Annotated in this window: 26 protein-coding genes; 16 read left to right on the plus strand and 10 right to left on the minus strand. The window is 62.8% G+C overall.

Features of this window, described 5'->3' with window-relative positions:
- Nucleotides 1-41: 41 nt before the first annotated feature.
- The 6 genes from kdpA to WN982_RS15265 all read right to left on the minus strand — a co-directional run bounded on the left by kdpA (nt 42) and on the right by WN982_RS15265 (nt 4,587).
- Nucleotides 42-1,847, minus strand: a complete 1,806-nt coding sequence (kdpA, locus tag WN982_RS15240; protein WP_341312783.1) for a potassium-transporting ATPase subunit KdpA — start codon at nt 1,845-1,847, stop codon at nt 42-44.
- Nucleotides 1,844-1,936 carry a K(+)-transporting ATPase subunit F gene (gene kdpF / locus WN982_RS15245; RefSeq protein WP_007583461.1) on the minus strand — a complete coding sequence of 31 codons (93 nt, stop codon included), beginning with the start codon at nt 1,934-1,936 and terminating at the stop codon, nt 1,844-1,846. The genes kdpA and kdpF overlap by 4 nt, the downstream gene beginning before the upstream one ends.
- Entirely contained in the window at nt 1,933-2,046 is a 114-nt protein-coding gene (locus WN982_RS15250; RefSeq protein WP_028196918.1) for a hypothetical protein, read from the minus strand. The genes kdpF and WN982_RS15250 overlap by 4 nt, the downstream gene beginning before the upstream one ends.
- A gap of 283 nt (nt 2,047-2,329) precedes the next feature.
- Nucleotides 2,330-3,304, minus strand: a complete 975-nt coding sequence (locus WN982_RS15255) for a quinone oxidoreductase (RefSeq protein ID WP_341315802.1) — start codon at nt 3,302-3,304, stop codon at nt 2,330-2,332.
- Nucleotides 3,305-3,359: 55 nt separating this feature from the next.
- Nucleotides 3,360-3,749, minus strand: a complete 390-nt coding sequence (locus tag WN982_RS15260; protein WP_115782284.1) for a methylglyoxal synthase — start codon at nt 3,747-3,749, stop codon at nt 3,360-3,362.
- A gap of 58 nt (nt 3,750-3,807) precedes the next feature.
- Nucleotides 3,808-4,587, minus strand: coding sequence for an SDR family oxidoreductase (locus WN982_RS15265; RefSeq protein WP_341312784.1), 780 nt, complete (start codon nt 4,585-4,587; stop codon nt 3,808-3,810).
- A 225-nt stretch (nt 4,588-4,812) separates the two neighbouring features.
- On the opposite strand from WN982_RS15265, the gene upp reads away from it, so the two are divergent.
- The 9 genes from upp to rng all read left to right on the plus strand — a co-directional run bounded on the left by upp (nt 4,813) and on the right by rng (nt 13,266).
- Entirely contained in the window at nt 4,813-5,463 is a 651-nt protein-coding gene (gene upp / locus WN982_RS15270; RefSeq protein WP_341312785.1) for a uracil phosphoribosyltransferase, read from the plus strand.
- 434 nt (nt 5,464-5,897) lie between these two features.
- Nucleotides 5,898-6,626 carry a YebC/PmpR family DNA-binding transcriptional regulator gene (locus WN982_RS15275; protein WP_341312786.1) on the plus strand — a complete coding sequence of 243 codons (729 nt, stop codon included), beginning with the start codon at nt 5,898-5,900 and terminating at the stop codon, nt 6,624-6,626.
- Between the two features lie 230 nt (nt 6,627-6,856).
- Nucleotides 6,857-8,155, plus strand: a complete 1,299-nt coding sequence (gene purD, locus WN982_RS15280) for a phosphoribosylamine--glycine ligase (RefSeq protein WP_341312787.1) — start codon at nt 6,857-6,859, stop codon at nt 8,153-8,155.
- Between the two features lie 206 nt (nt 8,156-8,361).
- On the plus strand, nt 8,362-9,285 hold the full coding sequence (gene hemF / locus WN982_RS15285; protein ID WP_341312788.1) for an oxygen-dependent coproporphyrinogen oxidase: 924 nt from the start codon (nt 8,362-8,364) through the stop codon (nt 9,283-9,285).
- A 50-nt stretch (nt 9,286-9,335) separates the two neighbouring features.
- A complete protein-coding gene (locus WN982_RS15290) occupies nt 9,336-10,052 on the plus strand; it encodes a nicotinate-nucleotide adenylyltransferase (protein WP_341315803.1) in 717 nt (238 codons plus the stop codon).
- A gap of 4 nt (nt 10,053-10,056) precedes the next feature.
- Nucleotides 10,057-10,509, plus strand: a complete 453-nt coding sequence (rsfS, locus tag WN982_RS15295) for a ribosome silencing factor (protein ID WP_341312789.1) — start codon at nt 10,057-10,059, stop codon at nt 10,507-10,509.
- A gap of 45 nt (nt 10,510-10,554) precedes the next feature.
- Nucleotides 10,555-11,025 (plus strand): 23S rRNA (pseudouridine(1915)-N(3))-methyltransferase RlmH, encoded by a 471-nt coding sequence (gene rlmH, locus WN982_RS15300; RefSeq protein ID WP_341312790.1) that lies wholly within the window; start codon nt 10,555-10,557, stop codon nt 11,023-11,025.
- A 132-nt stretch (nt 11,026-11,157) separates the two neighbouring features.
- Entirely contained in the window at nt 11,158-11,787 is a 630-nt protein-coding gene (locus WN982_RS15305) for a Maf family protein (RefSeq protein WP_341312791.1), read from the plus strand.
- Between the two features lie 9 nt (nt 11,788-11,796).
- A complete protein-coding gene (rng, locus tag WN982_RS15310) occupies nt 11,797-13,266 on the plus strand; it encodes a ribonuclease G (protein ID WP_341312792.1) in 1,470 nt (489 codons plus the stop codon).
- A gap of 219 nt (nt 13,267-13,485) precedes the next feature.
- On the opposite strand, the gene WN982_RS15315 is transcribed toward rng, so the two are convergent.
- Complete coding sequence (locus WN982_RS15315; protein WP_165848045.1) at nt 13,486-13,623, minus strand: hypothetical protein; 138 nt, start codon at nt 13,621-13,623, stop codon at nt 13,486-13,488.
- A 396-nt stretch (nt 13,624-14,019) separates the two neighbouring features.
- Here WN982_RS15315 and WN982_RS15320 point away from each other — a divergent pair, with 396 nt between their 5' ends.
- From WN982_RS15320 to WN982_RS15330, 3 genes are all read left to right on the plus strand, one after another.
- Nucleotides 14,020-14,244: a hypothetical protein gene (locus WN982_RS15320; protein ID WP_341312793.1), complete on the plus strand. Its 225-nt coding sequence runs from the start codon at nt 14,020-14,022 to the stop codon at nt 14,242-14,244.
- A 240-nt stretch (nt 14,245-14,484) separates the two neighbouring features.
- On the plus strand, nt 14,485-14,910 hold the full coding sequence (locus WN982_RS15325; RefSeq protein WP_341312794.1) for a CopG family transcriptional regulator: 426 nt from the start codon (nt 14,485-14,487) through the stop codon (nt 14,908-14,910).
- Nucleotides 14,911-15,075: 165 nt separating this feature from the next.
- Complete coding sequence (locus tag WN982_RS15330; RefSeq protein WP_341312795.1) at nt 15,076-16,167, plus strand: PHB depolymerase family esterase; 1,092 nt, start codon at nt 15,076-15,078, stop codon at nt 16,165-16,167.
- Nucleotides 16,168-16,292: 125 nt separating this feature from the next.
- Here the strand turns inward: WN982_RS15330 and WN982_RS15335 are convergent, their stop codons facing one another.
- Together WN982_RS15335 and WN982_RS15340 are read right to left on the minus strand one after the other, a co-directional pair.
- Entirely contained in the window at nt 16,293-16,802 is a 510-nt protein-coding gene (locus tag WN982_RS15335; RefSeq protein ID WP_341312796.1) for a GAF domain-containing protein, read from the minus strand.
- A gap of 158 nt (nt 16,803-16,960) precedes the next feature.
- Nucleotides 16,961-17,386: a TOBE domain-containing protein gene (locus WN982_RS15340; protein ID WP_341312797.1), complete on the minus strand. Its 426-nt coding sequence runs from the start codon at nt 17,384-17,386 to the stop codon at nt 16,961-16,963.
- 253 nt (nt 17,387-17,639) lie between these two features.
- Between WN982_RS15340 and WN982_RS15345 the strand changes: the two genes are divergently transcribed.
- From WN982_RS15345 to WN982_RS15360, 4 genes are all read left to right on the plus strand, one after another.
- Nucleotides 17,640-19,292 carry an SH3 domain-containing protein gene (locus WN982_RS15345; RefSeq protein WP_341312798.1) on the plus strand — a complete coding sequence of 551 codons (1,653 nt, stop codon included), beginning with the start codon at nt 17,640-17,642 and terminating at the stop codon, nt 19,290-19,292.
- Nucleotides 19,293-19,462: 170 nt separating this feature from the next.
- Nucleotides 19,463-19,936 (plus strand): VOC family protein, encoded by a 474-nt coding sequence (locus WN982_RS15350; RefSeq protein WP_341312799.1) that lies wholly within the window; start codon nt 19,463-19,465, stop codon nt 19,934-19,936.
- A gap of 48 nt (nt 19,937-19,984) precedes the next feature.
- Nucleotides 19,985-20,458, plus strand: coding sequence for a VOC family protein (locus WN982_RS15355; RefSeq protein WP_341312800.1), 474 nt, complete (start codon nt 19,985-19,987; stop codon nt 20,456-20,458).
- Nucleotides 20,459-20,533: 75 nt separating this feature from the next.
- Nucleotides 20,534-21,745: an MFS transporter gene (locus WN982_RS15360; RefSeq protein WP_341312801.1), complete on the plus strand. Its 1,212-nt coding sequence runs from the start codon at nt 20,534-20,536 to the stop codon at nt 21,743-21,745.
- A gap of 199 nt (nt 21,746-21,944) precedes the next feature.
- Here WN982_RS15360 and WN982_RS15365 read toward each other — a convergent pair whose 3' ends face one another.
- Nucleotides 21,945-22,748 (minus strand): transglutaminase family protein, encoded by an 804-nt coding sequence (locus WN982_RS15365; protein WP_341315804.1) that lies wholly within the window; start codon nt 22,746-22,748, stop codon nt 21,945-21,947.
- Nucleotides 22,749-22,829: the final 81 nt, after the last annotated feature.

Genomic DNA, 22,829 nt, shown 5'->3' on the forward strand with positions numbered 1-22,829 from the left:
GTGACTTAAGCCTGTTCGCTCGCTGGTTCGTGAGGGCCGCCTCAATGGGCGCCCATCATCATCAGATGTTCGACACCAGGACCGAGCGCGAGCGCGGGCACATAAGTCAGCGCACCGACCAGCAGCACCGTGCCGAGCAACAGCACGACGAACAGCGGGCCATGAGTCGGCAGCGTGCCGCCGGTCACGCCGATGCGTTTCTTCGCGGCGAGGGAACCGGCGATCGCCAGCACCGGGATGATCGTGCCGAAGCGGCCGAACCACATCGCGATGGCCGTGAGCCAGTTGTAGAACGGCGTGCTCACAGTCAGGCCGGCAAACGCGCTGCCGTTGTTGTTGGCGGCCGAACTAAACGCGTAGAGTATTTCGGAGAAGCCGTGCGCGCCAGGGTTGGCAATACCCGCCTTGCCCGCCTCGGTCAGCACCGCGATCGAGGTACCGACCAGCACCAGCAGCGGCGTGAGCAGCACGACGATCGACACCATCTTCATCTCGTACGCTTCGATCTTCTTGCCGACGTATTCAGGTGTGCGGCCGATCATCAGGCCCGCCACGAACACTGCCAGCAGCGCGAACACGAGCATCCCGTACATACCGGAACCCACGCCGCCGAAGATCACTTCGCCGAGTTGCATCAGCAGCATCGGATAGAGGCCGCCGATCGGCGTCAGCGAGTCGTGCGTGTTGGCCACCGCGCCGCACGAAGCCGCCGTGGTCGCCACGGTGAAGATGCCCGACTGCGCGATACCGAAGCGCGTTTCCTTGCCTTCCGCATTACCGCCCGACTGCAACGCGTTCGCCGATTGATCGACATGCAACGCGGTGAACGCCGGGTTACCCGCCTGCTCCGCGCCGATCTCGCCAAACACGCACACGCCGAACGCGATCGTCATCGCCGCGAGCACGGCCACGCCCTGCTTGCGGTCCGCGATCATCCGGCCGAACACGAGGGCCAATGACGCGGGGATGATCAGCATCGAGAAGATCTGCAGGAAGTTCGAGAACGGCGTCGGGTTTTCGTACGGATGCGCCGAGTTGCCGTTAAAGAAACCGCCGCCGTTGGTGCCGAGCATCTTGATCGCTTCCTGCGAAGCAACCGGGCCCATCGCGATGGTCTGCGTCTTCACCGGCGTATCGACCGTCACCGGATTGCCCTTGGCATCCTTCACCGGATTGCCTTGCGCATCGAGCTTCGGTGCGGCGTACGTCGTGGTTTGCAGCGTCGGTACGTCCTCATACGACTTGAAGTTCTGGATCACACCCTGGCTCATCAACAACGCAGCGATGATCGCCGACATCGGCAGCAACACATAGAGCGTCACACGCGTGAGATCGACCCAGAAATTGCCGATGGTTTGCGCGGTGTGACGCGCGAAGCCGCGAATCAGCGCGATCACCACCACGATGCCGGTGGCTGCGGAGAAGAAGTTCTGGACGGTGAAGCCGAGCATCTGCGTCAGATAGCCGACGGTCTGTTCAGGCGTGTAATCCTGCCAGTTCGTATTGGTCACGAAACTGACCGCCGTATTGAACGCACCGTCGACCGTCATCGGGCCGAACTGCTGCGGATTGCCCGGCAGCCAGCCTTGCACGCGCAACAGCACGTAAAGGAACAGCGCGCCGAGCGCGTTGAACGCGATCGTGGCGATGGCGTAGTGCTTCCAGCCCATTTCCGTCGACGGATCGACGCCCGCGATGCGATATAGCAGCCGCTCGATTGGACCGCCGAAACGGACCACGCGCGAGCTGCCGTCCATCACACCGCTCAGGTAGCGGGACATCGGCACTGCGGCAGCCAGCAGCACGACGATGAAAAGCCCCGCTTGCAGGACATTGTTCGAGTTCATTCAATGTCCTCCGCGCGCAGCAGCGCATAAACGAGGTAAGCGAACAGCAGCGCGGTGGCCGCGCCTGATAACCAGAGGATCCAGTTCATGAGCGCGCTCCCTGGCCACGGCGGAACTGCATCAACTTCTCGCAGCCGGCGATCAATGCAAAGGTCAGCGCGAAAAACAGCACCAGCCCCCCGACATACAGCACATCCATTTTTTTCTCCATACACGGACTTTGGATAGATCGAACGTTATGCCGAACCGCGTAAAGGCCTGGTCAAAGATGTCGGAGCGCGTGTAAAAATCGCGTAAACGGAAAAGGCCGCTCCACCGTGAAGTGGAACGGCCTTATGCCGGTGCGCCTTGGGATAGCGGGTTTTGACGCGAGTCTCGCCGCCCGTTGCCGCACGAGTAAAAGCAGCGTGGTTTTTTATATCGGCAGCGCTACAGCGCGCTTAGGGTCTGTTCACATGTGAACAGACCCTAAGTCATGACGCTCACGGCAGCAGAATCGTCGACCCTGTCGTGCGGCGGCCTTCGAGATCGGCGTGCGCCTGGCCGACATCCGCAAGCGCATAGCGCTGGTTGATACTCGTTTTCACCTTGCCCGACACCAATACGTCGAACAGCTCGGCGGCCATCGCCTCGTAATCGTGGCGCTTGCCGATATAGGTGAAGAGCGTCGGGCGCGTGAAGAACAGCGAACCACGCCCGGCGAATTCCGAAGAATCGATCGGCGGCAACGGCCCCGACGCATTGCCGAAGCTCACGAACATGCCAAGCGGCGCAAGGCAATCGAGCGATGCCGTAAACGTGTCTTTACCGATCGAGTCGTACACCACCGGCACGCCCGCGCCGTTGGTGATCTCGCGCACGCGCCTGGTGAAGTTCTCACGCGTGTAGACGATCGCGTGGTCGCAGCCGTGCGCCTTGGCGACCTCGGCCTTTTCATCGGAACCGACCGTGCCGATCACCGTTGCGCCGAGCGCCTTCGCCCACTGGCAAACCAGCAAGCCGACGCCGCCCGCCGCGGCCTGGATCAGGATCGTGTCGCCGGCCTTCACCGGATACGTGCGGCGCAGCAGGTATTGCGCGGTCAGCCCTTGCAGCATGACGGACGCCGCCTGCTCGTCGCTCAACGCGTCCGGCACCTTGACGACTTGCGCCGCCGGCAGGACGCGCTCCTGCGTATACGCGCCGGGCGGACGCGCGACGTACGCAACACGATCGCCTGCTTTAAGACTGGTCACGCCCGAGCCGACCGCCGTCACCACACCGGCCGCTTCCATGCCGAGGCCTCCCGGCAAAGGCAGCGGATACAAGCCCGTGCGGAAATATACGTCGATGTAGTTCAGGCCGACCGCATTCTGCTTGATGCGGATCTCGCCCGCACCCGGCTCCCCCACTTCGACGTCGACCCATTTCATCACTTCCGGGCCGCCGGTTTTATCGAATCGAATCGCTTTGACCATCACGTCTCCCTGGCTCATGGTTGAGTTTGATCCTGATCGTGAAGCAACCGCGCGTTCAGACCTGCTGCGTGAGACGCAAGGTCAGCACGTCGAGAATCATCCGCGCGGTCGAAATATTGGTGGCGCAGGGAATGTTGTGCACGTCGCACGCACGAACGAGCGCGTTGATGTCCGGTTCGTGCGGTTGCGGCGTCATCGGGTCGCGCAGAAAAATCACCATGTCCACGCGTCCTTCGGCGAGTTGCGCGCCGATCTGCAAGTCGCCGCCATGCGGGCCGGACAACATGCGCTCGACCGTCAAGCCGTGCGCGTCGCCGATGCGCGTGCCGGTCGTGCCGGTGGCGATGATGTCGCAGCGCCTGAGCGTATCGACGTATTCGCCGGCCAGTTTGACGATGTCGTCCTTCTTGTGATCGTGCGCGATCAGCGCAATGCGGGTGGTCATGACGTAAGACTCCTGAACCGTTGTGATTGTCGTTGTTGTGATGATGAAAGCAGGCCGGTCAGAACGTGCCCGGATAAGCGCCGCCATCGATCAGCCAGTTCTGGCCGGTGATGTAGCCGGCATGCACGCTGCACAGGAACGCGCAGGCGCGGCCGAATTCGTCGCGATTGCCGAAACGGCCGGCGGGAATCGACTTCATGCGCTGCTTGCGCGCTTCGTCGACGGAGATGTTTTGCGCCTCGGCCTGCGCCGCGACAGTGGTCGCGATGCGGTCGGTATCGAACAGGCCCGGCAGCAGGTTGTTGATCGTCACACCCGTCGGCGCAACCTTGCGCGCGAGTCCCGCGACGAAGCCGGTCAGCCCCGAGCGCGCGCCGTTCGACAAACCCAGCACGTCGATCGGCGCCTTTACCGCCGAACTCGTAATGTTGACGATGCGCCCATAGCCGCGCGCGCTCATCCCGTCGATGGTCGCGCGGATCAGTTCGATCGGCGTCAGCATGTTGCTCTCGAGCGCGCGGATCCAGTCTTCGTGCGTGAAGTTGCGGAAGTCGCCCGGCGGCGGACCGCCTGCGTTGTTGACCAGAATGTCCGGTTGCGGACAGGCGGCGAGCGCCGCCGCCCGGCCCTCGGGCGTGGTGATGTCGCACGCCACGGCCTTGACCTCGACGCCGCTTAGCTTGCGGATCTCGGCAGCGGTCGCCTCGAGCGTCTCGGCGGTGCGCGCGACGATCGTCAGGTTGACGCCTTCGGCGGCGAGCGCTTCCGCACAGCCGCGCCCCAATCCCTTGCTGGCCGCGCAAACCAGCGCGGTGCGTCCTGCGATTCCCATGTCCATGTGCGTCTCCTTGTGGCGAAGTCTTAGCCGCTGGTTGCAAAGTTTCCCCCGATTCTAGAAGAATCGGTGCCGGACTGCGCCAGGTGGCCGCAATCTCCGGTATCTTCCGGCGGCACTCTTTCGGTAAACTTGCAGCCGTAGCGTGCCCACCGGCCGGATTTCCGGCCGGCGAGAGCCGCCAACCCGATCTCCGATCCCTCTTGCCGCCGCTTGCGCGCCCTCGCCATGACCCAGGACAGCCGTTTTCCCAATCTCTTCATCCTCGATCACCCGCTGATCCAGCATAAGCTGTCGCACATGCGCGACCGGGACACCTCCACCCGCACGTTCCGCGAACTGCTGCGCGAAATCACGCTGCTGATGGGCTACGAAATCACCCGCAACCTGCCGATGACCACGCGCCGCATCACCACGCCGCTGGTCGAGATCGACGCGCCGGTGATCGCCGGCAAGAAACTGGCGATCGTGCCGGTGCTGCGCGCCGGTATCGGCATGTCGGATGGGCTGCTGGAACTGGTGCCGTCCGCGCGCGTCGGCCACATCGGCGTGTATCGCGCCGAAGATCATCGCCCGGTCGAATATCTGGTGCGCTTGCCGGACCTGGAAGACCGCGTGTTCATTCTGTGCGATCCGATGGTCGCAACCGGCTATTCGGCCGTGCACGCGGTGGACGTGCTCAAGCGCCGCAACGTGGCCGGCGAGAACATTCTCTTCCTCGCGCTGGTAGCCGCGCCAGAAGGCGTGCAGGTGTTCCAGAACGCCCACCCGGACGTCAAACTGTACATCGCGTCGCTCGATTCGCATCTGAACGAGCACGCGTACATCGTGCCGGGTCTCGGCGACGCCGGCGACCGCCTGTTCGGTACAAAAAACTGAAAGCGGCTTGAAAAGAGCGCAGGCGGCGTGCGGAAAACGCCGCCACCGCGCACTTTCCCGCGCCTCTCCCCCCTGCCGCACCCCCGCGGCATGATAAAATTCGAATCCGCTCAAAGAGCGACTCAGGCTCAACTTGCACAACTGCCTGGCGCATCGCGCCTTTACGCGGGGCTTGCCGGGACCGGCGCGGTGTTTTCAGCCCGCTGGCCGCACCGCCCCGTCCCAACCGTGCTGCAACTTCGGTCTCGCTAGCCGGGCGTAATGGACATAACCAGGACATAACCGGGCGGCAGTAGCGGGCATAACCGGGTATCACCGGGCGTTTTAGCAAGCTGAAACCGTCTGACATCGAGGCGCGCGTTCGCAAGCGCCCGACATCGCAACGACAATTGCACTATGCGTGCGCCCCGCTGGCGCGCGCGATGGAGAAAGGTATGGCGGGTCATTCGAAATGGGCCAACATCAAGCATAAGAAAGCAGCGGCCGACGCCAAGCGCGGCAAGGTCTGGACGCGGCTCATCAAGGAAATCCAGGTTGCGGCCCGCATGGGCGGGGGCGACATCGACTCGAATCCGCGTCTGCGGCTCGCCGTCGAAAAGGCGTACGACGCCAACATGCCGAAAGATAACGTCAACCGCGCGATCCAGCGTGGCGTGGGCGGCGTCGACGGCGCAAGCTATGAAGAAATCCGCTACGAAGGCTACGGCGTCGGCGGCGCGGCGGTGATCGTGGATACGATGACCGACAACCGCACGCGCACGGTGGCGGAAGTGCGTCACGCGTTCTCGAAGAACGGCGGCAACATGGGCACGGACGGCTCGGTGTCGTTCATGTTCGATCACGTCGGCCAGTTCCTGTTCGCGCCCGGCACGCCGGAAGACAGGCTGATGGAAGCCGCGCTCGAAGCCGGCGCTGAAGACGTCGTCACGAATGAAGACGGCAGTATCGAAGTGCTGTGCCCGCCGAACGATTTCCCGAAGGTGAAGACCGCGCTCGAAACCGCGGGCTTTAAGGCAGAACTCGCCGAGGTGACGATGAAACCTCAGACGGAAGTCGAATTCACCGGCGAGGACGCCGTGAAAATGCAGAAGCTGCTCGACGCGCTGGAGAATCTGGACGACGTGCAGGAAGTCTATACAAACGCCGCGATCGCCGACGAATGAGCGTGCCCCGGCAGCGCGCGGGTTCGCATCGAACCGCGCCACGCCGCCGGCCGGCCCTCGCGTTGCTGCTGAGCGGGCGCTTGTTTGTGCCCTTCCGCACCGCTTCCACCCGGGTTCGCTATCGGCCCTGCGCCGCCACCTGGCTGCAGGCCTATTGCGAACCTCGCTGTTATTCCACGGCTGAGCGCATTGCGTCAGCCGTTTATGGTTTTTAAGTCTCGGGGATTCACATGAAGTTACTCGTCGTCGGTTCCGGCGGTCGCGAACATGCGCTCGCATGGAAGCTCGCGCAATCGCCGCGGGTCCAAATCGTCTACGTTGCTCCCGGCAACGGCGGCACCGCCCAGGACGAGCGTCTGCGCAATATCGACATCACCGAGCCGGCCGCGCTCGCCGATTTTGTCGAGAAAGAACAGATCGCCTTCACGCTGGTCGGGCCGGAAGGGCCGCTCGCCGCGGGTATCGTCAACCTGTTCCGCTCGCGCGGCCTGAAGATTTTCGGACCGAGCAAGGAAGCCGCGCAACTCGAAAGCTCGAAGGATTTTGCCAAGGCGTTCATGAAGCGCCACGCGATCCCAACCGCCGAATACGAAACCTTCGCCGACGTCGCCGCCGCGCACGCGTATCTCGACGCCAAGGGCGCGCCGATCGTCATCAAGGCCGACGGCCTTGCCGCCGGCAAGGGCGTGGTAGTCGCGCAAACGCTGGATGAAGCGCACGCCGCGGTCGACATGATGCTGTCGGACAACAAGCTCGGCGACGCGGGCGCGCGCGTCGTGATCGAGGAATTCCTCGCCGGCGAAGAAGCGAGCTTCATCGTGATGGTGGACGGCAAGCATGTGCTGCCGCTCGCCTCGAGCCAGGACCACAAGCGCCTGCTCGATAGCGACCAGGGTCCGAACACCGGCGGCATGGGCGCTTATTCGCCCGCGCCGATCGTCACGCCCCAACTGCATGCGCGCGTGATGCGTGAAATCATCCTGCCGACTGTGCGTGGCATGGAGAAGGAAGGCATCCGCTTTACCGGTTTCCTGTATGCGGGCCTGATGATCGACGCACAAGGCAACCCGAAAACGCTCGAATTCAACTGCCGCATGGGCGACCCGGAAACGCAGCCGATCATGGCGCGCCTGAAGGGCGACTTCTCGAAGGTGGTCGAGCAGGCGATCGCCGGCACGCTCGATACGATCGAACTGGAATGGGACCGCCGTACCGCGCTCGGCGTGGTGCTGGCCGCGTACAACTATCCGGACACGCCGCGCAAGGGCGACCGGATCAGCGATATCCCGGCCGAAACCGTCGATTCGGTCACGTTCCACGCCGGCACCACGCTCGCCGACGGCAAGCTGACCACCTCGGGTGGCCGCGTCCTTTGCGTGGTCGGTCTGGCGGATTCGGTGCGTAGCGCGCAGTCGGTCACGTACGAGACGATCAACCAGATCTCGTTCGACGGCATGCAGTATCGCCGCGACATCGGCTACCGCGCGTTGAACCGCAAGCACGACGCCAAGACCGAAGGCAAGCACTAAGCCACACCCCCGCTCGCCCGCGGGTGGCGCCATCGGCGCTACACTGCGGGTTTTCAGCGGCTGTTCCGGAGCCCGCCGCACCATGCGGGCGCCAATTCCCGAACAACCGTACCGCCGCGCATTCTCCGGACTACCCGAAGAACGCCGGCCGCCCTTCACAAAGAACTCGCGGCGCGACAAGCGTGCCGCCCTCAGCACCTGCATTCATGACCGATTCGAGCTATGACGCACAGGCCGTGCGTAGCTGGCTGCAAGGCTTGCAAACGCATATCGCGGACACGCTCGGCGCGTTCGACGGTACGCCGTTCGCCACCGACGCGTGGCAACGCGCCCCCGGCGAAAAGCTGCGCGGCGGCGGCTGCACGAGAATCCTCGAAGGCGGCAAGTTCTTCGAGCGCGCCGGCATCGGTTTCTCGGATGTCGCCGGCGACGCCTTGCCCGGCTCGGCGAGCGCGGCGCGTCCGCAACTGGCGGGCCGTGGCTTCGAAGCGATGGGCGTGTCGCTCGTGCTGCACCCGCACAATCCGCACTGCCCGACCGTGCATATGAACGTGCGTCTGCTGATCGCGACCAAAGCGGGCGAAGAGCCGGTGTTCTGGTTCGGCGGCGGCATGGATCTGACGCCGTACTACGGTTATGAGGAAGACGCGCAGCATTTTCATCGTGTCTGCCGCGACGCGTTGCAGCCTTATGGCGCGGACCTCTACCCGAGTTTCAAGCGCTGGTGCGACGAGTATTTCTTCCTCAAGCACCGCAACGAACCGCGCGGCATCGGCGGGATTTTCTTCGACGATTTTTCGGCGCCGGGCTTCGATCAATCGTTCGCGATGCTGAAAAGCGTCGGCGACGCGTTCCTCAAAGCGTATATGCCGATCATCGAAAAGCGCCGCAACATTCCGTACGGCCAGGCCGAGCGCGATTTCCAGGCGTACCGGCGCGGCCGCTACGTCGAGTTCAATCTGGTCTTCGACCGTGGCACACTGTTTGGGCTGCAGAGCGGTGGACGCACCGAATCGATTCTGATGTCGATGCCGCCTGTGGTGAACTGGCGCTACAACTGGCAGCCCGAGCCGGGCACGCCGGAAGCACGTCTTTACAGCGATTTTCTCGTGCCGCGCGAGTGGGTGTGACGGGCTCGCGCCCGCACCGCACTTGAATCGTCACGACAAAGGATCTTCACCTGAAGCCGAACGCTCATCCTGCCACCCTGCCTCGCCGGATCGGCCTGCTCGGCGGCACTTTCGATCCGATCCACGACGGCCATCTCGCGCTCGCGCGGCGTTTCGCCGACGTGCTGCAACTGACTGAACTGGTGCTGCTGCCGGCCGGCCAGCCGTGGCAGAAATCGGACGTGTCGGCGGCCGTTCACCGGCTCGCGATGACGCGCGCCGCGGCAAGCGCGTTGGTGCTGCCGGGCGTCACGGTGCGCGTCGCGACCGACGAAATCGATCGCGACGGCCCGACATATACGATCGACACGCTGCAGCGCTGGCGTGAACGCGAAGGTCAGGAAGCGTCGATTGCGCTCCTGATCGGCGCGGATCAACTGGTGCATCTCGACACATGGCACGACTGGCGGCGCCTGTTCGACTTCGCGCACATCTGCGCAGCCACGCGTCCCGGTTTCGACCTCGCATCGATTCCGCCCGTGGTCGCCCGAGAAATCGACGCGCGCCGTGCCCGCGCCGACGTTCTGCAAGCTACGCCCTGCGGCCACTTGCTGATCGATACGACGCTTGCGTTCAACGTCTCGGCCACCGACATTCGCGCGCATCTGCGCGAACAGGTGACCCAACGGCTCGCCCACATGGGCGACGAACAGCAGGAACAGGCCGCGAGCCATGTCCCCACTGCGGTGTGGGACTATATTCTTCAACATCATCTGTACCACCGGTAACCCTATGGATATTCGCAAACTGCAACGCGTGATCGTCGACGCTCTCGAAGACGTGAAAGCGCAAGACATCAAGGTGTTCAACACCAGCCACCTGACCGCCCTGTTCGATCGCGTGATCGTCGCGAGCGGCACCTCGAACCGCCAGACCAAAGCGCTCGCCTCCAGCGTGCGCGAGAACGTCAAGGAAGCCGGCGGCGACATCGTCAGTACTGAGGGCGAGGACATCGGCGAATGGGTGCTGGTCGATTGCGGCGACGCGATCGTGCACATCCTGCAACCGGCGCTGCGCCAGTACTACAACCTCGAAGAAATCTGGGGCGACAAGCCGGTGCGCCTCAAGCTGTCGGCGCCGAGCCCGTTCGGCGGCGCGCACGCAAGCGAACCGCTCGACGAAGAGGACGAAGACGAAGCACCGGCGGCGAAGCCCGCACGCAAGGCGCCGGCACGCCGCCGTTAAGCGCGCGGTGACTGGCACACTGCGTAGTCCGCGATTACATCTGTGATGAAACTGCACATCCTCGCCGTCGGCCACAAGATGCCGGACTGGATCGCTACCGGCTTCGACGAATACGCGAAGCGCATGCCGCCCGAGCTGCGCATCGAGCTGCGCGAGATCAAGCCCGAGCAGCGGTCGTCGGGGCGGCCTGCGGAAAGCGTCATGGCCGCCGAGCGGCAGAGGATCGAAGCCGCGTTGCCGAAGAACGCGCGCATCGTCGCGCTCGATGAACGCGGCAAAGATTGGACCACGATGCAGCTTGCCGGCGCCCTGCCCGGCTGGCAGCAGGACGGCCGCGACGTAGCGTTTCTGATCGGCGGCGCCGACGGGCTCGATCCCGATCTGAAGGCACGGGCCGATATGCTGCTGCGTGTATCGAGCCTGACGCTGCCGCACGCGATGGTCCGTGTGCTGCTCGCCGAACAGCTTTACCGCGCGTGGACCATCACGCAAAATCACCCCTATCACCGCGCGTGAGCGAACGAGGCTGCTGACAGATCGCGCGTTTCCAGTCTCGTTGCCCGCTGCTGCGCTTGTCGGCGCGTTCATTGACGCGTGAATGGCGAGCGCATCGCGCGTTCATGCAATTCGCTTCATCGAGACCTGTCCATGCCAACGCCTGCCGCCACGCTGCACCCGCTCGTCTACCTCGCCTCTCAAAGTCCGCGCCGCCAGGAGTTGTTGCAACAACTCGGCGTGCGCTTCGAACTGCTGCTGCCGCGCCCCGATGAAGATGCTGAAGCGCTCGAAATCGAGCTGCCCGGCGAGCGCGCGCGCGACTACGTGCAGCGCGTCTGCATTGCCAAAGCACATGCCGCGCGCGCGCGCCTCGTGGCCGGCGAGCATACCGCGCAGCCGATCCTGGTTGCAGATACAACCGTCTCGATCGACGACGCGATCCTCGGCAAGCCAATCGACGCCGACGACGCATTCGCGATGCTCACGCGCCTCGCCGGCCGCGATCACGAAGTACTGACCGCCGTTGCCGTGGTCGACGCAGAGGGCATGTTGCTACCCGCCGCGCTATCGGTGTCGAAGGTACGCTTTGCTGCACTGCACGCCGACGCGGTGCGCCGCTATGCCGCGAGCGGCGAGCCGCTCGGCAAGGCGGGCGCATATGGTGTGCAAGGACGCGCCGCCGAGTTTATCGAGCATATCGACGGGTCCTATTCAGGTATCATGGGTTTGCCGCTTTTTGAAACCGCTGCCCTCCTGCGTGCAGCGCGCATCGACTTCTAAAATAACATCATGAATGAAGAAATCCTGATCAATGTCACGCCGCAGGAAACGCGCGTCGCGCTCGTCCAGCAAGGCGCCGTCCAGGAACTTCACGTCGAACGAACGCTGTCGCGCGGCCGCGTCGGCAATGTCTATCTCGGCAAGGTCGTCCGCGTGTTGCCGGGCATGCAATCCGCCTTCATCGACATCGGTCTGGAACGCGCCGCGTTTCTGCACGTAGCCGATATCTGGCATCCGCGCATTGCCGGTGAACCGCAGCATCAGACGCCGCATCAGCCGATCGAAAAGATCGTGTTCGAAGGCCAGACGCTGATGGTGCAGGTCGTGAAAGATCCGATCGGCACCAAGGGCGCGCGGCTGTCCACGCAAGTGAGCATCGCCGGGCGCACGCTGGTGTATCTGCCGCAGGAACCGCATATCGGCATTTCGCAGAAGATCGAGAGCGAAGCCGAACGCGAAGCGGTACGCGCGCGTTTGACGGCCGTGCTGCCCGCCGATGAGAAAGGCGGCTACATCGTGCGCACCATCGCCGAAGATGCCACCAGCGAAGAACTGGCCGGCGACGTCGCGTATCTGCGCAAGACGTGGGCGACGATTCTGTCGCAAGGCCAGCGCATGCCGCCTACCAGCCTCCTGTACCAGGACCTGAATCTCGCGCAACGCGTGCTGCGCGATTTCGTCAATGACGAAACCTCGCGCATTCAGGTCGACTCGCGCGAGACCTACCAGATGCTCGCCGACTTCGCAGCGGAGTTCACGCCGGCGGTATCGTCGAAGCTGCATCACTACACCGGCGAGCGGCCGCTCTTCGATCTGTACAACATCGAGGCGGAGATCCAGCGCGCGTTGTCACGCCGCGTCGATCTGAAATCCGGCGGCTATCTGGTGATCGACCAGACCGAAGCGATGACCACCATCGACGTGAACACCGGCGGTTACGTCGGCGCGCGCAACTTCGACGATACGATCTTCAAGACCAACCTCGAAGCCGCGCACACGATCGCGCGGCAATTGCGGCTGCGCAACCTGGGCGGCGTGATCATCATCGACTTCATCGATATGGAAAACGTCGAGCATCGGGAGCAGGTGCTCGGCGAATTGAAGAAGGCGTTGTCGCGCGATCGCACACGCGTGACGGTGAATGGTTTCTCGCAGCTTGGGCTGGTGGAGATGACGCGCAAACGCACACGCGAATCGCTCGCGCACGTGTTGTGCGAGCCCTGCCCGGTTTGCCAAGGCAAGGGACAGGTCAAGACGCCGCGTACGGTGTGCTACGACGTGCTGCGCGAGATTCTGCGCGAATCGCGGCAGTTCAATCCAAGGGAGTTTCGCGTCGTGGCGTCGCAGCCGGTGATCGATCTGTTTCTTGAAGAGGAGTCACAGCATCTGGCGATGCTGATCGATTTCATCGGCAAACCGGTGTCGTTGCAGGTGGAGTCGAATTTGAGCCAGGAGCAGTACGACATAGTTTTGATGTAACTAGTGATACACGCGATGGATCGGCTCTCTCTCCCACTGTCACTTGAGTAAGATCGTCATTGTGGAGAAACGGCGCTGGCACAGTCGGCCGAGATTTGCGGCCGGCTATATCTTTTTGGATGCGCCGAATTGTACGGAAGCGCGCGTGAATCAATGCAAAAGCGGTGCGCATGCCGCAATATCGGCATCGAGCCATTCGGCGAGTCCGGTTCGCGCCTGTCAGTCTCCTTCCTTGAACGCGAATGACGCGGCGATCAGAATGAGCCCACTCCATAGAAACATCTGACCGAAGATTCCACTTGTTCCGAAACCGCCGCCGACCATCGCGGCGCTCAAGTAGTAAAAGAGTTCGCCCATCTTGATCCCCTAGAGGAACCCCCGGGCACGTTTTTCCAAACACTATACCGCGTTGCGTCCCGGCTGGCCGTCTTTCGCATCCCGTCATGCCTTGCTTTATGCGACAAAAAAGCCGCCCGAAGGCGGCCTTAGGTTAGCCTGACTCCGCTACGACACGACGACACCTTTCCACGCACCGCCCGTATAAATCCGTAGCCGCATATGCGCCCATCTGTGCGCTCGACATCCACGCGAGCCGGTTTGCTCATACGGATTGGCCTATCGCCAGCCCTTCGCGGTATGCGTCGCGGACAATTGGCGTCGTGGCAAATGGTTAAGATCGGTTTGAGTTTTCGCGGCAGAGCGTAGAAGTTCGTGCGAAGATGAAGCCTCACTTTTTACTCAACGGAGGGCGGCATGGGAATTCTGGATGAAGTAGGTAAGATCGCGGGCGCGGTAGCAGCCGTTGAAGCAGCGGAAAAAGTCGATCCGGAAGCGGGTCTGCTGACGAAAGGCATCGCAGCTGTTGCCGGCTTTGAAGGCGCCGGCGCACTGGAGTCATTGGTCGAAAAGAAGGAAGGCGAGAAGGAAGACAACGCCGACAATACTCAGGCAACAGACAGCACGGATCCTCAGGCGTAATTTCACGCTGCAACGGGTCGGTCTCAGACGAGGCTGACCCGCCCTCCCTTGTCGCGTCGGCAGCGCGTTGATCTGGCAATCGCCATGTTCATGACTGCACGACCTCGCCGGCATCCCGGTTCGCCGGCATCTTCACGCGAAGACAATCCGCTCCTCCCCCTAATTTCTTCGTTGACGTGGCAGCAAGATGCGCCTATAACCATCCCATTAGATGGTATTGGGATGTTGTGTGGAGTATAAATGACCAAACTCAAACTGATCGACACCTCGCGTCCGAAAGGCGGCGAGACCGAAAAAATCACCATCAACCTCGGCCCGGTCGACTTGGGCCAGATCGATTTACTGGTCGAAGAGGGTTTTTACTCGAACCGCACTGACCTGATTCGTACGGCGATCCGCAACCAGCTCGCCGCGCACGCGCAGGTCGTCACGGAAACGGTGACCCGGCGCGCGATGGTGCTCGGCTTGCAGCACTTCTCGCGGCAGGACCTCGAAGCGGCACAGGCCGCGAACGAACGACTGGACATTCATGTGCTCGGCCTCGCCAGCATCGCGGCCGATGTGCCGGCGGAACTCGCGGCGGCCACGATCGCATCAGTGGTGGTGCTCGGCGCTTTTCACGCGTCGCCCGCGGTCAAGGCTGCACTCGCCGGCCGCATTAGCTAGGCGCGCCTGACGTGGCTGATCGTCCGGCTCATCGCCTGACTCATCGCCTGACTCATTGCCAGACTCATTGCCAGACTCATTGCCAGACTCATTGCCAGACTCATTGCCAGACTCATTGCCAGAATCAACCACGCACAACGCAAGACAACGCAACGGACTACGCGCATGAAGCTGAACGAAGATTTTCTGAACTCCATGAAAGAAGCCTTCGAGCTGTTGCGTACGGCGGGCCCGAAGGAAGCGGCCGCCGCGGTTCAGCGCGCGCTCGCCGGCGGCGCGGCCAGAGCTGCGGAAACGCCGGCACCGCACACGCCCCAAAGTGCGAAGGATCGAGCGCACGCCTGGGCGCGAGCTCAAACGCAAGCCGAGCCCGCGCCTCACACTCCAGCCGAGTACACGGTCGATGCCGGCACACCCGGCATCTTCAGCACGCACAACTTCAGCAACGGCGCAGGCCAACGCCAATACAAGCTCTACGTGCCGGCCGTCTACAAAAGCGAACCGTTGCCGCTGATCGTGATGCTGCACGGCTGCACGCAAAACGCCAACGACTTCGCGGCCGGCACTCGCATGAACGAAATGGCCGAACGTCATGGTTTCATCGTCGTGTATCCGAATCAATCGCAGGCTGCCAATCATTCGAAATGCTGGAACTGGTTCAAGCCCGTCGACCAGCAGCGCGATCAGGGCGAGCCTTCGTTGATCGCCGGCATCACGCGTGAAGTGATGGCGCGCTATCGCGTCGATCCTGCGCGGGTGTACGTGGCGGGTTTATCGGCGGGCGGCGCGATGGCGGACATCATGCTGAAGACGTCGCCCGACCTGTACGCAGCAGCCTGCGTGCATTCGGGCCTCGCATACGGATGCGCGAAGGGCCTGCCCTCGGCGCTCGCCGCCATGAAGGGCGGCAAGGCGCGCCGCAACCGTCCGCGCAGGGAGCCGCAGCGCCCGCTCATCGTGTTCCATGGCGATGCGGACTCGACCGTGCATCCTTCGAATGCCATTGAGCTCGTAGCAGGCTTCGACGCCGGCACCACGACCGTCCGCGTGCCTGCGCGCGCGGCAAACGGCCAGCGCGGCTGCACGGTGCAACGGCTCAGCGCCGCGAACGGCGTCGAAGCGGAGTACTGGTCGATTCACGGCGCCGGCCATGCATGGGCGGGCGGCAGTCAGCGCGGTTCATACACGGACCCATCGGGCCCTGATGCGGCAGCCGAAATGCTGCGTTTCTTCCTCGCTCATCCGCGCAAACGCTGAGTGGAGAGAGCGATAGCGGGACGAGGTCCGCGGCCTCATCGCAAGAGGTACATCTAGTGCCTCTAGCCCACGCGCGGAAAGACACCAGGTCGGCGGCGACAACGCGGGCGCGTCGTCAGCCCTTCTTAAGACGCCGACGGCGCACGCGGCAACGCAGCTTCGACAAACACCGCGCAGAGCGCTTCCATTCCCTTCGCATCTTCTTCGTCGAAGCGTGCGACGATCGGGCTATCGACATCCCACACGCCGATCAGCGTGCCGTCCGGGGCGACGAGCGGCACGACGATTTCCGATTGCGAAGCGGAATCGCAGGCGATATGACCGGGAAACTCATGCACGTCGCTCACGACTTGCGTTCGGCGAGTCTGCGCGGCAGTACCGCACACGCCCTTGCCGAGCGCGATGCGCACGCATGCGGGCTTGCCCTGAAACGGTCCGACCACGAGTTCGCGGCCATCGTGGAAGTAAAAACCGGCCCAGTTCAGATCGCTCAACGAATGAAACACGAGCGCCGAAAAATTCGCTGCATTGGCGATCCAGTCGGTTTCGTCGGCGAGAAGCGCGCGCGCCTGGGCAACCAGTTCTTCGTATTGCGCGGCTTTGGGCAGATGCGAAGCGGAGGAAACTTCGAACATGACGGTGTCCGTGGTGAAAGCGGAAAGAGGAACAAGCAAGGCATGCAGTGTAAAGCAAGCCGCTATTTCGTTCACGGCACGCGCGGTTGCGCATGCCGCCCTCTTTCCGCGCTATCTGCTTCGGGCCTTACGCGGACGAACAACACGCGATACGTCAATCACTGATCGACGCCGACAATCACGCTCGATGCCTTGAAGATCGCCGTCGCGGCCTTGCCGCTCGCGAGACCGAGGCGGTCGACACTTTCGTTGGTGATGATCGCGGCGATCTGCGCGCCGCCCGCCACAATGGTCACTTCCGAATTCACCGCGCCCTTCGTCACCGCCGACACCGTCCCGGCGATGCAATTGCGTGCCGACACCTGGCTCTTCGTCACGTCGACCATCACGATCACCGACGATGCCTTGATCAGCGCGAACGCCGGCTTGCCCGCCGCGAGTCCGAGAGAAGTCGCGCTGCCGTGCGTGATGATCGCGACGATCTCGAGACCGTCCGGGGTGCGCAGCGTGACTTCGTCGTTCACTGCACCGTGTTTGACGTCGGCCACTTCGCCGGCGAAATGATTGCGTGCGCTGGTTCGCATGAGTGATCTCCTGATTGTGCGGCCCTGAATGAACAGTTCAAGGCGAGCGGTTGAATGTGAAAGCGAGTGTATCGGAACGCACGCCGCGCGCGACGCTTCAAGTACGTGAAGTGCAGTATCGTGCAGCCGCTATTGACGGTTACAGTAAGCGTGAGAAAGCGTCCACTGTTGATTCTATGCAATCGCACAGGCATCAACAGCCTAGCCTGTCGCTCGACACCGTATCATCGAACTCTTGGCCCCCTTTTTGACCATGCCCGTCGAACCCATGCCTGCCGCCGTCCTGTCCCGCCTTGCCACCGTGTTGCCGGCCGCCCGCCGCGCCGCACGGCGTACCGCCCATGCCAACGTGCGGCGCGCCCTCTACGCCGCCGCGCTGTGCACAGCCCTCGCGGCCTGCAGCAATCCCGCGCCGACCCACGAGGCACACGCGCCAGCCGAACCCATCGCGCTGTTCCCGATCGCCCATTACGACCAGAACGTCGATCACTGGCTCGAACCGGACAGTCCCGGTTACGACCAGCCGTTCCTGAGTCCCGCCGATCAGCAGGCGCATTTCAAGGCGCTCTACGCACGCTACTTCGGCACCGGCACGACTGCGCCGTCGCCATGGAATTCCGCTTATGTGAGCATGCGTGTCTATCGCCAGCAAGGCGCCGACATTGCCGCGCTGCAGCAGCGTCGGATCGTCAAGTTCGACAACACCGGCAAGACCGGCACGGACATCGGCTACGGCGAGAATTACCGGCCTCACGACAAGGCGTGGATCGACGCGATTGCGCAAAACATGGACATCGGCCAGTTCGAGCAGGCGCCCGTCTATAAGCCTGAGCGCCGCGCGATCGCCACCGGCAATCTGATGGTGCGCGAACTGCCGACCATAGACCCGTCGTTCTACGACCACCGTCTGGCCGGCGAAGGCTATCCGTTCGACAACCTGCAAATCTCGGCGGCGCGCCCGGGCACGCCGCTGTATGTGCTGGGCAGCAGCGTCGACGGTGCGTGGGCATACGTGCAGACGCCCGACGTGCAGGGCTGGGTCCGCAGCGACGGCGTCGGCATGACCGACGACACCTTTGTCGACACGTGGCGCGCGGCCACCCGTAAATCGCTGGGCGCGGTGACGGTCGCCTCGGCACCGGTGCGCGACAGCCACGGCGTATTCCGCTTCGGCGCGCCGGCCGGCACGCTACTGCCGCTCGCGCCTGAAAACGCCGCGCGACCCGCCGGTAAAACCGCAAACGCGAACTCAATCGCCACCGAAAATGCCGGCCAGCCCGCCTCCCGCAAGCTCTTCGTCCCTGCTCGCGACGTGGAAGGCCACGCAATTATCCGCACTGCCCAGTTGAGCGAAGCACAGATCGCCCCGATACCGCTCGCCGCCACGCCGCGTCATCTGGCGATGCTGATGAAGACGCTGATCGGGCGGCCGTATGGCTGGGGCAATAGCGGGCTCTACAACGACTGTTCGTCGGAACTCCAAAGCATTTTCGCGGTGTTCGGCGTGTGGCTGCCGCGCCATTCGTCCACGCAGATGAGCGCCGGACGCATGATCGATCTGTCCGCGTCGACGCCGGCGCAACGGCTCGACTATCTCGCACAGCACGGCGAACCGTTGCGCACGCTGATCTACATCGGCGGCCATGTGATGCTGTACATCGGCAACACCACCCGCAACGGCGTCGCGGTCCCGGTCGTCTATCAGGACGTGTGGGGCTTACGCCCGGCCGACAACGGCCGGCGCGCGGTGATCGGCGGCTCGGTGATTCTGCCGCTGTTCGAACACATCCCGGAAGACGCTGCGCTGCAATCGCTGGCAGCGACCCCGACGTTCCAGATCAGCATCCTCGGCGCGCCCGGCAGTGGCGCAGCGACCCCGCCGGACGACGACAACCCGGCCGGCTAACCGGGTCGAGCGCGGGTTAAGCACATTGAAGCGAACGCTTATGCCCGTGCTCAAAAATATTTTTTCCGGAGTGTCGATTCAACCGCGCTCCAGTCGTCGTAACGTTGAAGACCCGGCTCGCGCAGCGGGGCTTTCAACTCACGAACCTATTACTTCAAGGAGTCGCCGTCATGTCCAGCCCCACTGTCAAACCGATCCCTGACGGGATGCACTCGCTTACCCCGTATCTGATTTGTGCCAACGCCGCGGACGCCATCGCGTTCTACGTCAAGGCTTTCAATGCTGTCGAGCAAGTCCGCCTGCCCGGCCCGGACGGCAAGGTCATGCACGCCTCGCTGAAAATCGGCGACTCCGTGCTGATGCTGACCGACGAATGGCCCGAGCATCGCAGCTTCGGTCCGAAAACGCTGAAAGGCTCGCCGGTGACGATTCATCTATACGTCGAAGATGTCGACGCCAGTTTCAAACAGGCCGTCGAAGCCGGCGCGACCGTGACGATGCCCGTCAGCGACATGTTCTGGGGCGACCGCTACGGCCAGATCCAGGATCCGTTCGGCCACAACTGGTCGCTCGCGACGCATAAACGCGATCTGACGCCGGAACAGATTCAGCAAGGCATGCTCGACATGAACAAGGCATGCTAGCCATGAAGTAAGCGGCGTGCCTTCCATCCTTCAGGAGGAGGAGATCGTATGCAAAAGATTGCGCCATGCCTGTGGTTCGACGGTAAAGCGGAAGAAGCCGCCCGCTTCTATACCTCGGTGTTTTCCAGTTCGCGCATCACCACCACGATGCATCACTCGGACGCCGGACCCGGACCGAAAGGCAGCGTGCTTGCCGTCACATTCGAGCTCGAAGGCCAGGAGTTCATAGCTTTGAACGGCGGCCCGGGCTTCACCTTCACGCCGGCCATTTCGCTATTCGTGCACTGCGGCTCACAGAGGGAGATCGACGGCTATTGGTCGAAGCTCTCCGACGGCGGCACGCCGCAGCAATGCGGCTGGATTCAGGACAAGTTCGGCGTCTCCTGGCAAATCGTGCCCGATGTGTTGGGCCAGATGCTGCGGGACCCGGATGCCGCCAAAGCGAAGCGCGTGATGGAAGCCATGATGAAAATGGTCAAGCTCGACATCGCCTTGCTCGAGCAGGCTTATCGCGGGGGATAAAAGGCTCGCGCCGGGCCGCAAGACCAGGATCTTTGATAGGATCGGTCTCGACCAATGATCGGCGGGACATGAACAGTGCGCGTCAACCATCAGGCTTTCTTCTGCTCGCTGTTTGTCGCGCGTCTCGCCGATCAGATTCTGCTGTTCCTCGTGCCGCTCGTCGTGTTCCAGACGACGCACAAGGTCTCGTGGTCCGGTGTCGCGTTCTTTATCGAAACGCTGCCGCGCTATCTGGTGTTTCCGTTCTTCGGTGCGCTGTGCGACCGTATCTCGCCGCTCAGGCTGATGCGTGTGAGTCAGACCGTGCGTGCACTGGTGTGTTTCGGCGGCGTACTGGCTTACGCGCTGTTTGGCGGAATCGGCTGGTTGATCGCGCTGTCCGCATTGTGCGGCGTGCTGACGAGCCAGGGTCTGGTCGCCCGCGAGGTGATGCTGCCGCAGATCTTCAGCACGCAGCAGTTTCAGCGCGTGCTGGCTTACTCTCAATTGGCCGATCAACTCGGTTTCGTCCTCGGCCCGATGCTGGCAGCGCTGCTGCTCGGAGTTTGGCGCTGGGAATGGGTGGTCGGCGCAACGGGCGCGCTGTTTTTGTTTGCCGACACGGCGCTTTTACTGTGGCAACGCACGAGCGGCTTTCGCGCCAGCGACCCGCCGCGCGTCGAACCCGGCCACTGGACGCTGCCGTTGCGCATCGCGCTGCGGCATGTGCTGCTTCTGCCGGGCCTGAAGAAAGTCGTGCTGCTCGCCGCCGCTGAGAATCTGGTGATCGGCGTGACACTCGCGACGTCCGCCGCAATGGTCACCGGTTTTCACGCGCAATCGAGCCGCTACTACGCAGGGCTGCAAACCGCCGGTGCCGTGGCCACCGTGCTGATTCTGTTGACGATCGCACGCACCTCGTGGCCCGCGAAGGTGCTGGGGCTGGTCGCGTTTGTCGCGATCTGTGCGGGCGGCGTGATTGCCGGCGCGAGTGCGGACCATCGCGGCTACGCGCTCGGCTTTCTGCTGATCGTTGGCTTCGACAAGATGTTCAATGTCTACATCCGCAGTGCCCGGCAGAAAATCATCCCGCCGCAGGACTACGGCAAAACAACCGGCGTAGTGATCCTGTTGAACAACATGACGCAGCCGCTCGCCGGCGTGCTGGTGGGCGTGTTCTCCGGACGGGCGCAGACCGGCTGGCTGATCGTCGTGCTGTCGCTGGCGATGGGCGGCATCGGCGCGGCGGTATCGATTGGTGCGGCGCTGTGGCGGCGCAGGCGCGCGATGGTGGTTGGGGAATCGTAACGACGTTAGCCGCCTGCGGCGCTATTGGTTGTGTGCCTGCGGCGTTGGGTTTTTCTTTTGTTTTTGGTTTATTAGCGTTCCCCCTGTGCGGGGCGACGCTAATAGACCACTAAGAAATCAAGGAAAGGCAACGCCGTAGGCAAACAGAAAAATGCCACCGCCAAAGGCAACCAACTCAACCAGGCGCTACGCGCAAAAACTAAACAGGTTCACATACAACACCAAACTTCACCAACTGCGTAGCCCCAAAAGCATTACTAATAGCGACATCAGCCGCATCACGCCCACGCGCCATCAACACCCGCCCCGTCCGGGGCACATTATTCCGTGGGTCGAAAGTCTGCCAACACCCGCCAACATAAGCCTCGAACCACGCAGCAAAATCCATCGGCGCATACGGCGGCGGCGTCCCCACATCGCTGATATACCCCGTGCAATACCGCGCCGGTATATTCATCGCCCGGCACAAGGTCACCGCCAGATGCGCGAAATCCCGGCACACGCCCTTCCTCTCGTGCCATGCCTGCCACGCGGTCTTGGTCGGCCGCGCAAAATCGTAGCCAAACACGATATGCCGATTTACATAATTGCAAATCGCATCCACCCGCACACGCCCCAGCGGCATCTTGCCGAAGGTCTGCCAAGCGAACTCGGATAGCAGATCAGTCTCGCAGTAGCGGCTGCCCAGCAAAAACACCAGCGTATCGTCAGGCAATGCCTCCACCGGATGCTGCTCCGTGAACGGCGGCCGCACTTCCGGCTCGGACGACACCTCGAGAACAGCGCTCGTCGATAGCGCAATCTTCCCCTGCGGCGCGACGATCCGGCTGCACAGATTGCCGAAACCGTCGCGGTACTGGCTGATCGGCACCGGCGGATCGACCGTCAGCAAATCCGGACTCAGCACATCCTTCGCATGCGAATAGTGCGTGTTCAACATCAACATCATCGGCGTAGGTTGCACGCACTCATAGACCAGTTCGTAGCCAACACGCAATTTCATCGCGGCGCCCCTTCCAGTTGAAACGTTCAGTTGACGCGCCCGGTTAACCACCTCAGTTAACGCTCCCAGCTAACACGTTCG

It is taken from the genome of Paraburkholderia sp. IMGN_8, from assembly GCF_038050405.1.
In the GTDB taxonomy this organism is placed as follows: domain Bacteria; phylum Pseudomonadota; class Gammaproteobacteria; order Burkholderiales; family Burkholderiaceae; genus Paraburkholderia.

Excerpts from the sequence above, each read along its gene's own strand:
- kdpA (WP_341312783.1), bottom strand. The coding sequence starts at position 1,847 with ATGAACTCGAACAATGTCCTGCAAGCGGGGCTTTTCATCGTCGTGCTG.
- kdpF (WP_007583461.1), bottom strand. The coding sequence starts at position 1,936 with ATGAACTGGATCCTCTGGTTATCAGGCGCGGCCACCGCGCTGCTGTTC.
- WN982_RS15250 (WP_028196918.1), bottom strand. The coding sequence starts at position 2,046 with ATGGATGTGCTGTATGTCGGGGGGCTGGTGCTGTTTTTCGCGCTGACC.
- WN982_RS15255 (WP_341315802.1), bottom strand. The coding sequence starts at position 3,304 with ATGGTCAAAGCGATTCGATTCGATAAAACCGGCGGCCCGGAAGTGATG.
- WN982_RS15260 (WP_115782284.1), bottom strand. The coding sequence starts at position 3,749 with ATGACCACCCGCATTGCGCTGATCGCGCACGATCACAAGAAGGACGAC.
- WN982_RS15265 (WP_341312784.1), bottom strand. The coding sequence starts at position 4,587 with ATGGACATGGGAATCGCAGGACGCACCGCGCTGGTTTGCGCGGCCAGC.
- upp (WP_341312785.1), top strand. The coding sequence starts at position 4,813 with ATGACCCAGGACAGCCGTTTTCCCAATCTCTTCATCCTCGATCACCCG.
- WN982_RS15275 (WP_341312786.1), top strand. The coding sequence starts at position 5,898 with ATGGCGGGTCATTCGAAATGGGCCAACATCAAGCATAAGAAAGCAGCG.
- purD (WP_341312787.1), top strand. The coding sequence starts at position 6,857 with ATGAAGTTACTCGTCGTCGGTTCCGGCGGTCGCGAACATGCGCTCGCA.
- hemF (WP_341312788.1), top strand. The coding sequence starts at position 8,362 with ATGACCGATTCGAGCTATGACGCACAGGCCGTGCGTAGCTGGCTGCAA.
- rsfS (WP_341312789.1), top strand. The coding sequence starts at position 10,057 with ATGGATATTCGCAAACTGCAACGCGTGATCGTCGACGCTCTCGAAGAC.
- rlmH (WP_341312790.1), top strand. The coding sequence starts at position 10,555 with ATGAAACTGCACATCCTCGCCGTCGGCCACAAGATGCCGGACTGGATC.
- WN982_RS15305 (WP_341312791.1), top strand. The coding sequence starts at position 11,158 with ATGCCAACGCCTGCCGCCACGCTGCACCCGCTCGTCTACCTCGCCTCT.
- rng (WP_341312792.1), top strand. The coding sequence starts at position 11,797 with ATGAATGAAGAAATCCTGATCAATGTCACGCCGCAGGAAACGCGCGTC.
- WN982_RS15315 (WP_165848045.1), bottom strand. The coding sequence starts at position 13,623 with ATGGGCGAACTCTTTTACTACTTGAGCGCCGCGATGGTCGGCGGCGGT.
- WN982_RS15320 (WP_341312793.1), top strand. The coding sequence starts at position 14,020 with ATGGGAATTCTGGATGAAGTAGGTAAGATCGCGGGCGCGGTAGCAGCC.
- WN982_RS15325 (WP_341312794.1), top strand. The coding sequence starts at position 14,485 with ATGACCAAACTCAAACTGATCGACACCTCGCGTCCGAAAGGCGGCGAG.
- WN982_RS15330 (WP_341312795.1), top strand. The coding sequence starts at position 15,076 with ATGAAGCTGAACGAAGATTTTCTGAACTCCATGAAAGAAGCCTTCGAG.
- WN982_RS15335 (WP_341312796.1), bottom strand. The coding sequence starts at position 16,802 with ATGTTCGAAGTTTCCTCCGCTTCGCATCTGCCCAAAGCCGCGCAATAC.
- WN982_RS15340 (WP_341312797.1), bottom strand. The coding sequence starts at position 17,386 with ATGCGAACCAGCGCACGCAATCATTTCGCCGGCGAAGTGGCCGACGTC.
- WN982_RS15345 (WP_341312798.1), top strand. The coding sequence starts at position 17,640 with ATGCCCGTCGAACCCATGCCTGCCGCCGTCCTGTCCCGCCTTGCCACC.
- WN982_RS15350 (WP_341312799.1), top strand. The coding sequence starts at position 19,463 with ATGTCCAGCCCCACTGTCAAACCGATCCCTGACGGGATGCACTCGCTT.
- WN982_RS15355 (WP_341312800.1), top strand. The coding sequence starts at position 19,985 with ATGCAAAAGATTGCGCCATGCCTGTGGTTCGACGGTAAAGCGGAAGAA.
- WN982_RS15365 (WP_341315804.1), bottom strand. The coding sequence starts at position 22,748 with ATGAAATTGCGTGTTGGCTACGAACTGGTCTATGAGTGCGTGCAACCT.